Origin of the sequence: Cytophaga sp., from assembly GCF_051961495.1 — a bacterium.
GTDB lineage: Bacteria > Bacteroidota > Bacteroidia > Cytophagales > Cytophagaceae > Cytophaga.
Window position 1 is genome coordinate 1 of the sequence record NZ_JBQCDF010000134.1, and the last position, 10,302, is coordinate 10,302.

Sequence of the window (10,302 nt, forward strand, 5' to 3'; positions counted from 1 at the left end):
TATAATAGTGTTATTTTTTTTTTTTTATATAAATTCTTTGAACACTCAAAACACCCAAATATTTTATTTGGTTTAATATAAAACGTCCGCCCCGCCCTGATAGCTAACAGGTGGGGGCGGACTTTTTATATAGTATCTACAGAGTTAATTACGCTTATTCATTTCATCGCGCACACGGGCTGCTTTTTCGTAATCTTCTTTTTCAATTGCATCATCAAGCATTGCCTGTAATTGATCTAAAGACATATTTTTGATCTGATCTTCTCTGCCTGTAAAGTTCGTTTCAGGTTTATTGGAACTGATTGTAGCTTCTTCCAGATTATCTTCATCTTCCTCCTCTTCTTCATCTTCCATATCATCCGTTTCGTCGTTCAGTACAATACCAGCTTCAGACATGATTGTTTCATAGGAATAGATCGGAACATCAAAGCGTAAACCAATAGCGATGGCATCTGACGGACGGGCATCAATTTCAATATTCTTGATACCATCAGAGCAGATGATCTTTGCAAAGAATACACCTTCCTTCAAATCAGAAATAACAATTTCTTCAACGATGAAATGAAAAGATAATGCAAAAGACTTAAACAGATCGTGTGTCATCGGACGGTTCGGAATTACCTTCTCGATCTCAATAGCGATTGCCTGCGCCTCAAACATTCCAATAATGATCGGTAACCTTCTGTTACCATTTACCTCCCCTAAGACTAAGGCAAACGAACCCGTTTGCGATTGACTGGATGACAAGCCTATAATTTCTAATCTGATTTTCTCCACTCTACTGATGCGCTTTATTTAAGCAATTTAGCAGCTTCAGTCAATTTAGGTAAAACTTCAAACAAGTCTCCTACAATGCCGTAGTCTGCAGCTTTAAAGAACGGTGCTTCAGGATCCTTATTAATTACAACAATACACTTGGATGAATTCACCCCAGCTAAATGCTGAATTGCTCCTGAGATTCCGACTGCAATATATAAATTTGGTGCTACTTTTACACCTGTTTGACCAACGTGTTCGTGGTGAGGTCTCCAATCCATATCAGAAACCGGTTTAGAGCAGCCTGTAGCCGCACCTAAAGCTTTTGCCAGATCCAGCAAAACGCCCCAATTTTCAGGGCCTTTTAGACCTCTACCACCGGAAACTACAATCTCCGCTTCCGTCAATAGCAACTCTCCGGACATTTTTTCCACATTCGTAGTTTTAACCTTTGTATCAGCATCCGATACAGAGACAGTCAATGCTTCCACCGCGGCAGTCCCACCTGTTTCAGCCCCCTGGAATGCGTTTTTAGCTAATGTAATAACTTTGATATCTGTATTGATAGAAACTGTTGCAAAAGCTTTTCCGGTGAAAATAGCTCTCTTCACCTGGAAACCTGATCCTGTATCTGGTAATTCTGTAACATTGGTGACAATACCAGCTTTAAGCTGTGAGGCAACTTTCGCCGCAAACGAATCCACCAATGTAGACTTAGGTAATACCACAACCTTCGCTCCAGACTTTTTAGCCGCCTCGATCACAGCTGCTGCACATACCAATGGGGAGTTCTGATTGAAAACATCGCCTGTAACATGCAATACTTTTACTGCTCCGAAATTACCTAAGGCTGAAAGCTGGTCTGCCGGAATATTACCGATTGCAACAACTGTAGCTGCACCGCCGATTTTTGAAGCAACCTGCGCACCGTATGCAACCGCATCCATAGATGATTTTTTAATCTCAGAGCCATTTGACTCTACATATATTAATACTGACATAATCTTTCTCTAAATAAAGTGAATACAAGGATTAAAGTACTTTCGCTTCGTTACGTAACAGAGTAAGCAGCTCTCCCGGATTGGCTGCATCTACCATTTTGCACGCACCTTTCGGAGCCGGCAATGAAAATGTTCCGTAGGCAACTTCTTCAGCCACTGCCACCGGCTCAATCACGTTCAATGGTTTTGTCCTTGCAGACATGATTCCACGCATGTTTGGAATCTTCCATTCAGCGATCGGCTCCTGACAACCAGCCACAAACGGCAGCGCACATTCTACCGACTCTTTACCGCCTTCAATCTCACGTGTCATTTTAGCAACACCATTCTCAATATCCAGTTTCATGATAGGTGTTACTGAAGGCATACCTAACATATCTGCCACCAGACCATGCACGATGCCTCCGTTATAATCAATAGACTCACGTCCCATTAAAATCAAATCATAACCGCCAGTCTTAGCAACAGCAGCAATCTGAGCAGCAACAAAACCTGAATCTTTCGGCACTGCATTCACGCGGACCGCATCATCAGCACCAATAGCAAGAGCTTTACGAATCGTTGGTTCAGTTTCAGCATCACCAACATTCAGCACCGTCACAGTACCGCCATGCTGTTCCTTTAATTCTACAGCTCTTGACAACGCGTACTCATCGTACGGACCGATGATAAACTGAACACCTGCTGCATTGAATTTATTGTCTGCAAACGTAATTTTGGAAGTAGTATCCGGTACATGTGTGATACAAACTAAAATTTTCATCGGTTATATGTATATTTAATGACAAATTAAACCGGCAGCCGTCACTGCCGATAATTTATTGATGACGGTATGAATTAAACATAATTCAATTTATTATATTTAACTCTAATACATACTTAAAAGTTACATTTTTTATAAAAAAATGACAATTATTTAATGGATCGTTTAAAGTATTTACTTCAATTGCATCAGGAACAACCCAATGATCCTTTTTTGCTGTATGGTATCGCACTTGAATATAAAAAAAATGATTCTTCAGAGACTGGTACGTGTTTTGATAAATTATTAACTGTGTTCCCGGAATATCTGGCCAGCTACTATCAGGCTGCAGAATATTTCGGAGAAAAAGGTTACTATGAAAAAGCTTTGGCTATATATGACAAAGGCATAGAACTTGCAGCATCTTTAAATGAAACAAAAACATTAGCCGAACTAAAAAATGCAAAGCAGAATCTTGAAATTGATCTGATGTAAAAGCATCTCTCAGTTTTCAAGATTGACTAGTTTAGCAGCAATACATTTCTTCACTTAACTCATACTCCCATGTAGCAGACACGAATGCGCTAGCCACCCTTAATTTATTCATTTAATCAATTTAACTTTTACACATTTAACATTACACGTATGAATATCACATTAAGTATTTTAGGAGTAATCCTGGCCCTTATCATCTTTTCAGGATTTGTTACGGTAAAGCAGGGATATGTTGCCATTATAACAGTCTTCGGAAAATACAGAAGGATTATTGAACCGGGTTTAAGTTTCAGAATCCCTTTTATAGAAACGGTTTACAAAAGAATTTCCATTCAAAACCGTTCTGTTGAAATTGAATTCCAGGCTGTAACACAAGATCAGGCGAATGTTTATTTTAAAGCCATGATGTTGTATGCAGTTATCAACCAATCTGAATCAACCATTAAAAACGTTGCCTTTAAATTCGTTGATGAATCCAGTTTCATGCAAGCACTTATCCGTACCATTGAAGGCACAATCCGTAGCTTTGTGGCAACAAAAAAACAAGCTGAGATCTTAAGTCTGAGGACAGAAATCATCGAAGAGGTGAAGATGCATTTAGATGGTACGCTGGAAGAATGGGGTTACCACATGATTGACATTCAGCTGAACGATATCATGTTTGATGACGAAATCATCAAATCCATGGCGAAGGTTGTTGCTTCAAACAACCTGAAAGCTGCTGCAGAAAACGAAGGTCAGGCTTTATTGATCACAAAAACGAAAGCTGCAGAAGCGGAAGGTAACGCGATCAAGATCTCTGCCATCGCAGAAAAAGAAGCTGCAATCCAACGTGGACAAGGTATTGCTTTGTTCCGTCAGGAGGTTGCTAAAGGTATGGCACAGGCAGCGAAAGAGATGTCTGAAGCGCAGCTTGATTCTTCTTATCTGATGTTCTCCCTGTGGACAGAATCGATCAAACACTTTGCTGAACACGGAAAAGGCAACGTTATCTTCCTGGATGGTTCAACTGAAGGTATGCAGAAAACACTGCACCAGATGATGGCGACAACAAAGTTACAGGAGAAGAAATAACTTCCCACCTTATAGAATCGAAGACTGACCGGCAATCCGGTCAGTCTTTTTTTATCTTACTTATAAATGAATGTATCAATTCCTAAAATTCATTCATTTTTATTCAGTAATTCTTTCCATACGTCACAACATGTTTATATATTGAATGCAAAGCAGAAAACTAGTACTGAGCGTATGAAAGTTGAACAATTATATACAGGATGTCTGGCTGAAGCAGCCTATTACATTGAATCAGAAGGCGAAGCAATTATTATTGATCCCTTGCGGGATATACAGCCTTACATCCAAAAACTGGAACGTAATAACGTAAAACTTAAATTCATTCTGGAAACACATTTTCATGCAGACTTTGTTTCCGGGCATATAGATCTGGCGGAAGCCACCGGCGCTGAAATTGTTTACGGCCCTAAAGCCGTTACGTCTTTTAAAAGCCACCTTGCGCAGGACCATGAAAAACTGCGTGTCGGAAAACTTACCATTGAAGTACTGCATACACCGGGACATACCCCAGAATCCAGCTGTTATTTATTATACGATGAAAACGGCAACAAACATGCTGTCTTCACCGGAGACACATTGTTTATAGGTGATGTAGGCAGGCCGGATCTTGCTATCAAAAGTGATTTAACGAAAGAAGATCTGGCAGGTATGCTTTACGATTCACTGGAAACAAAGATCAAAACGCTCCCCGACTCCATTCTCATTTATCCGGCACATGGCGCCGGATCTGCCTGCGGAAAGAACATGAGCAAGGATACGTTTGATACCCTGGGTAATCAAAAGCAGAATAACTATGCGTTAAAAGCGCAGGACAAAGCCACGTTCATCAAAGAAGTACTGGAAGACCTGCAACCTGCTCCGTCCTATTTCAGTGTAAATGCATTAATGAATAAAGAAGGTTACAGAAATACTGCCGAAGTAATTAAACAAGGTAGCATTGCCCTTGATGCCGACGGATTTGAAAAACTTCAGGAACAAACGCGTGCATTGCTATTGGATACCAGAGATCCGGCAGTCTTTAAAGAGGGCTTTATTCCAGGTTCCATCAACATTGGATTAAACGGGCAGTTTGCTCCCTGGGCCGGCGTGCTGATCACCGATACAACCCAACCCATTCTTCTTATAACCGATACAGACAAAGAGAAAGAAACGATTATACGTTTGGCCCGCGTGGGTATAGATAACGTAATCGGTTATCTTAAAAATGGCTACCAAGCCTGGAAAGCAGCAAACAAACCTGAAGACATCATTCGTACAATCAGTGCAAAAGAATTTGCAGAGCAGGTTTCAAGCAATGCTGCATTAAACATTCTGGATGTGCGCAAGCCGGGCGAGTATGAGACCGGCCATTTGAATGAAGTCGGAAACGTGCCATTGGATTATATCAACGACTGGACAAGCAGTCTTGATAAAAATAAAACGTACTATGTGCATTGCGCCGGCGGTTATAGATCAGTTATTACAGAATCGATTCTGAAGTCCAGAAATATTAACAACGTCATTGATGTCGACGGAGGATACGGCGCAGTTAAAAAAGAACTGGATGCAAAGGCATAAGAAACGAAACCTATAGGAATTTGTCGGGCTAAACGCATCAAGTAAACTTATTGCATGAACCCTTATAGGTTTGATGCCTGATCAAATGTCCAGGCAAAAATCAATAATTTTATGTATCTTATATAAAAGGAATAGAAAACCGTTATTCCATTCATGTAAAACATACTGCTATGGCTTCATTTCAAGATCTTATCAATTCAGAAAAACCTGTCCTCGTAGATTTTCATGCTACCTGGTGTGGCCCCTGCAAGCAGCTGGCTCCTGTTATAGAGAAGGTTGCAACTACATTCAACGAACGCTTAAAAGTCATAAAGGTAGATGTAGACAAAAATGCATCTGCCGCGCAGGCCTATCAAGTCAAAGGTGTACCAACGATGATCTTATTCAAGCAGGGAAAGATTGTCTGGCGCGGCTCCGGTTATATGGACGAAGGACAGCTTAGCAAGACTTTACAAGCTTTCGTTTGAAATAATTAGAAATTAAAAATGTAGTCAATCCGCCGCGGCGGACTACGGAATGATAGGCCAAGTCTGAAGACTGGCCAGAGAGAAAATGAAGTCAGAGACTACTAAATAAAAGTCACTAGCCCGTTTCGCTAAATCTAGCGACAGAGAGAAAAATAGTTGCCAGATTCCAGAGTAAAGAGTTTTGAGTACTGATTATTTGAATCAGAAATTACTTATTCCATGGGGTTCAGGATGTAAGCTGAAGGCTTATTTATTACTGTTGTTATGCTGCTGAAATGGCAATAATATGGCATATATACGGGTGAACTACGGGTGAACTGCGGCTGAACTGCGGATGAACTATAGGTGAACCAATATTTTTTTTGTGCGGCACTGGGAATTTTATTTTCCGGCTGGGGGAAATTACCGATGTTGACGGTTAAAAATGAAATCTGCGATTGTTTATATGCAAAGTTCTATAAAAACAGATACAAATGCCAGTTAAATCTTGTTTTTGAAAAGCATTGTACAAGCAGCTGGACATGTGTTTACACGGAGACGATATTTATTCAACATGCAGCCAAAGACTGCTGAATGATTGACATCAGTCCATGCTGCACTAAGAATGAGCCAGAGGACTTTCACCCCTGTTTTGCCATCGGGGTAACAAGCCTGTACTCTATGATATTAAAATATTTAGTTGGCTAGGATAAAGCAGCGGGCTGTTGGTCGTTGACACAACAGCGGGTTGAATCTTGGTTAAGTATGATATTGACGACGCCAACATGGGTGAAAGGTGTACCAACGATGATCTTATTCAAGCAGGGAAAGATTGTCTGGCGCGGCTCCGGTTATATGGACGAAGGACAGCTTAGCAAAACGCTTGCTGCGTTTTGCTAATTATGAATTAGAAATTATGAGTTATGAATTATTTTAATTTATAATTCCTGTGTATAAAACAAAAAGGCTTGAATGAATTCAAGCTTTTTTGTTTTATCATGATAAGTTATTTTCAATTTATAACTCATAATTTATAATTCATAATTCTTTTAAAATGGTGCTGGCCCATCATCATCACCGCCGAAGTCATTTACCTTACTGCCCAGCGTTTGTCCGCCAAAGAACTTATTCTGGTCGCCGCCCCAGTTATTGTCCATATCAATGAAGTCGCCGCCAAGGTCAGCGAACTTCGTAAACTTACCAATATATTTCAGCTTTACCGTTTCCAGCGATCCGTTACGGTGCTTCGCAATAATTACTTCACCCGTACCCGCTGTAGGGTTTCCTTCCTCATCCTGTTCGATTTTGTAATATTCCGGACGGTACAGGAACATAACGATATCGGCATCCTGTTCGATCGCGCCCGATTCACGTAAATCTGAGAGCTGTGGACGCTTATCACCACCGCGGGATTCAACCGCACGGCTCAACTGAGACAATGCAATCACCGGTACTTCCAGTTCTTTTGCCAAGCCTTTCAATGCACGGGAGATTGCAGAAATCTCCTGTTCACGGTTACCACTGCCGCCTTTGTTACTTGTATCAGCCGACATCAGCTGCAAGTAGTCAATAATGATCATCTGAATATCATTACGCGACTTTAAACGTCTTGCTTTGGTTCTCAACTCACGGATCGACAAACCGGGAGTGTCATCAATGTAGATCGGTGCAGACGTTAACGGAGAAATTTTAGAGTGCAGCTGCTGCCATTCATATTCTTCCAGTTTACCCGTTTTAATTTTATAACTATCCAGTTCAGCTTCTGATGCGATCAAACGATTCACCAGCTGAACAGCAGACATCTCCAGTGAAAACAATGCAATCGGCTTTTTAAAATCTACTGCAGCATTACGCATGGCAGACAAGACGAAAGCTGTCTTTCCCATACCGGGACGGGCTGCAATAATAACCAAATCACTTTTCTGGAAACCGGAAGTAACCCGATCCAGATCAGCCAGACCACTAGGCACACCCGTTAAGCCGTCTGCCTGGTCTTTCTTTTCCGCAAGCTCTTTCAATGCCTGTCCGATAAGGCTTCGCATCTCCGAATAATTCTTACGGATATTTGACTCAGAAACTTCGTACAAATCTTTTTCTGTTTTATCCAACAGTTCAAAAACGTCTGTTGTATCTTCATACGCATCCTTGTGAATCTTGGAAGCAATGGTAATCAGGTTCCGCTTGATTGATTGTTCTGAAACAATACGCGCGTGAAATTCAATATTGGCCGCCGAACTGACTTTCGTTGTCAATTCAGTGATGTAATACGCGCCGCCAACAAATTCCAGTTCGGCTTTCGTACGCAGGTGGTTCACAACCGTGATCAAATCTACCGGTTCGGAACGGTCAAACAATTCCAGAACAGCCAGGTATATTTTCTGATGCGCTTCTTTATAAAAACTTTCAGGTTTTAAAATATCAATCACAGAGGTAAGGGCATCTCTTTCCAATAAGAGTGCACCTAGTACCGCTTCTTCAACTTCCAACGCCTGGGGCGGCAGTTTTCCCATTGACGATAACAAATCGGTTGCTATCGTATTTTTAGCTACAAATCCGGTAGACTTCGTTCTCGATTTTCCAAACTCCATACTTCAAATATAGGTCTATTTCTTAAGCAAAATGGATAAGCAAATTATGAGACTCCACACAACTTATTAGGCCACTTACCCACAAACTGTCAACACCTCTGCATATTACGTAAACATTAGCCTGAGATTAAAATTCAGTTATTCCATGCATACTTATCAACACACCTCATTTTCCTTTATCCACTTTGATTATTTTATCACGATTTCTTCTATTTTTGTTTGATTACAATTCATAAAAATGGCAAACAAGAGCGTTCATTTCATTGCTATCGGAGGTGCAGTCATGCACAACCTGGCATTGGCATTACATCATAAAGGTTATAACGTAAGCGGTTCAGACGACGAAATTTTCGAGCCTTCCAAAACACGATTAGCAGCATACAATCTTTTACCGGCTCAAATGGGCTGGTTTCCTGAAAAAATAACTACTGATCTTGAGGCTGTCATCCTGGGCATGCATGCCCGCAATGACAATCCGGAGCTACAGAAAGCCAAGGAACTGGGCCTGAAAATATACTCTTTCCCGGAATATATTTACGAACAGTCTAAAGACAAGCAACGCATTGTGATTGCCGGCAGCCATGGAAAAACAACCATTACCTCCATGATCATGCACGTGCTGAAAACACACAAGCGCAAATTTGATTACCTGGTAGGTGCAAAGCTGGATGGGTTTGACACCATGGTACAGATCACGGATGATGCACCGATCATTATCATTGAAGGCGATGAATATTTAACATCGCCGCTTGACCTGACACCTAAATTCCTGCATTACCATCACCACATTGGCTTGATCAGCGGTGTAGCCTGGGATCACATCAACGTATATCCTACTTTCGAAGAATATGTAAAACAATTTGATGCGTTTGCAGATTCTACACCCAAAGGCGGAATCTTAATTTACAGTGCTTCAGACGATCTTGCGACATTGATCGGCGATAAACCAAGACCGGATGTGCAATCGATCCCCTATTCAACACCGAAGCACGAAATCATTAATGGCATCACTTACTTACTGGCAGATAAAGAAAAAGTAGAACTGGAAGTTTTCGGTAAGCATAATCTAAAAAATATCAATGCTGCTAAAAATGTATGTTTAAAGATCGGCATTACGGAAGCCATGTTCCACGATGCAATCAAAACATTTAAAGGTGCAGCCAATCGTCTGGAAATCCTTGGCAGGGGCAAAAACAATGTGGTGTTCAAAGACTTTGCCCACGCACCATCGAAGTTAAAAGCAACTTCCAAGGCAGTAAAAAAACAATTTGCAGACCGAAAACTAATAGGCGTACTTGAGCTGCACACATTCAGCAGTCTGAATAAAGATTTTCTTTCCCAATACAAAGACACATACAAAGCACCGGATGAACCAATCGTTTACTTCAATCCGGAAACCGTTAAACATAAACGTCTGGAAGAAATCACGGAGCAGGATATCATTGAAGCATTTGACAATCCTAAATTGAAAGTATTTACAGATAGCAAAAAACTTGAAGAGTTCCTTTTTGCGCACGACTGGAAGCAAAGTAATTTACTTCTTATGAGCTCCGGTAATTTCGGCGGCATCGACTTAAAACAATTAACTACACACGTTCTGAATCAAAGCGCATAATGACAGATCAACTTCCCCGATCTCGAAG

The 10,302-nt window shown here is 40.9% G+C and carries 10 protein-coding genes; 6 read left to right on the forward strand and 4 right to left on the reverse strand.

Translation table 11 applies throughout. The features are described from left to right. Window positions 1–144: 144 nt before the first annotated feature. From ACTHJT_RS06535 to ACTHJT_RS06545, 3 genes are read right to left on the reverse strand one after another with little or no spacing between them, the layout of a single operon-like run. Window positions 145–777 carry a bifunctional nuclease domain-containing protein gene (locus ACTHJT_RS06535; RefSeq protein WP_440237195.1) on the reverse strand — a complete coding sequence of 211 codons (633 nt, stop codon included), beginning with the start codon at window positions 775–777 and terminating at the stop codon, window positions 145–147. 14 nt (window positions 778–791) lie between these two features. Beyond that, window positions 792–1,757: an electron transfer flavoprotein subunit alpha/FixB family protein gene (locus ACTHJT_RS06540; protein ID WP_440237196.1), complete on the reverse strand. Its 966-nt coding sequence runs from the start codon at window positions 1,755–1,757 to the stop codon at window positions 792–794. A 31-nt stretch (window positions 1,758–1,788) separates the two neighbouring features. Beyond that, window positions 1,789–2,520 carry an electron transfer flavoprotein subunit beta/FixA family protein gene (locus ACTHJT_RS06545; RefSeq protein WP_440237197.1) on the reverse strand — a complete coding sequence of 244 codons (732 nt, stop codon included), beginning with the start codon at window positions 2,518–2,520 and terminating at the stop codon, window positions 1,789–1,791. 156 nt (window positions 2,521–2,676) lie between these two features. Between ACTHJT_RS06545 and ACTHJT_RS06550 the strand changes: the two genes are divergently transcribed. From ACTHJT_RS06550 to ACTHJT_RS06570, 5 genes are all read left to right on the forward strand, one after another. Then, a complete protein-coding gene (locus ACTHJT_RS06550; protein ID WP_440237198.1) occupies window positions 2,677–2,994 on the forward strand; it encodes a hypothetical protein in 318 nt (105 codons plus the stop codon). Window positions 2,995–3,144: 150 nt separating this feature from the next. Continuing rightward, window positions 3,145–4,068, forward strand: coding sequence for an SPFH domain-containing protein (locus ACTHJT_RS06555; RefSeq protein ID WP_440237199.1), 924 nt, complete (start codon window positions 3,145–3,147; stop codon window positions 4,066–4,068). Window positions 4,069–4,242: 174 nt separating this feature from the next. Continuing rightward, window positions 4,243–5,625 carry an MBL fold metallo-hydrolase gene (locus ACTHJT_RS06560; protein ID WP_440237200.1) on the forward strand — a complete coding sequence of 461 codons (1,383 nt, stop codon included), beginning with the start codon at window positions 4,243–4,245 and terminating at the stop codon, window positions 5,623–5,625. A gap of 170 nt (window positions 5,626–5,795) precedes the next feature. Beyond that, the gene (trxA, locus tag ACTHJT_RS06565) at window positions 5,796–6,092 is read left to right on the forward strand and encodes a thioredoxin (RefSeq protein WP_440237201.1); all 297 of its coding nucleotides are present in this window, start codon (window positions 5,796–5,798) and stop codon (window positions 6,090–6,092) included. 744 nt (window positions 6,093–6,836) lie between these two features. After that, window positions 6,837–6,971: a thioredoxin family protein gene (locus ACTHJT_RS06570; protein WP_440237202.1), complete on the forward strand. Its 135-nt coding sequence runs from the start codon at window positions 6,837–6,839 to the stop codon at window positions 6,969–6,971. A gap of 149 nt (window positions 6,972–7,120) precedes the next feature. Here ACTHJT_RS06570 and dnaB read toward each other — a convergent pair whose 3' ends face one another. Then, complete coding sequence (gene dnaB / locus ACTHJT_RS06575) at window positions 7,121–8,659, reverse strand: replicative DNA helicase (protein ID WP_440237203.1); 1,539 nt, start codon at window positions 8,657–8,659, stop codon at window positions 7,121–7,123. A 238-nt stretch (window positions 8,660–8,897) separates the two neighbouring features. On the opposite strand from dnaB, the gene ACTHJT_RS06580 reads away from it, so the two are divergent. After that, on the forward strand, window positions 8,898–10,274 hold the full coding sequence (locus ACTHJT_RS06580; RefSeq protein WP_440237204.1) for a UDP-N-acetylmuramate--L-alanine ligase: 1,377 nt from the start codon (window positions 8,898–8,900) through the stop codon (window positions 10,272–10,274). Window positions 10,275–10,302 lie beyond the last annotated feature (28 nt).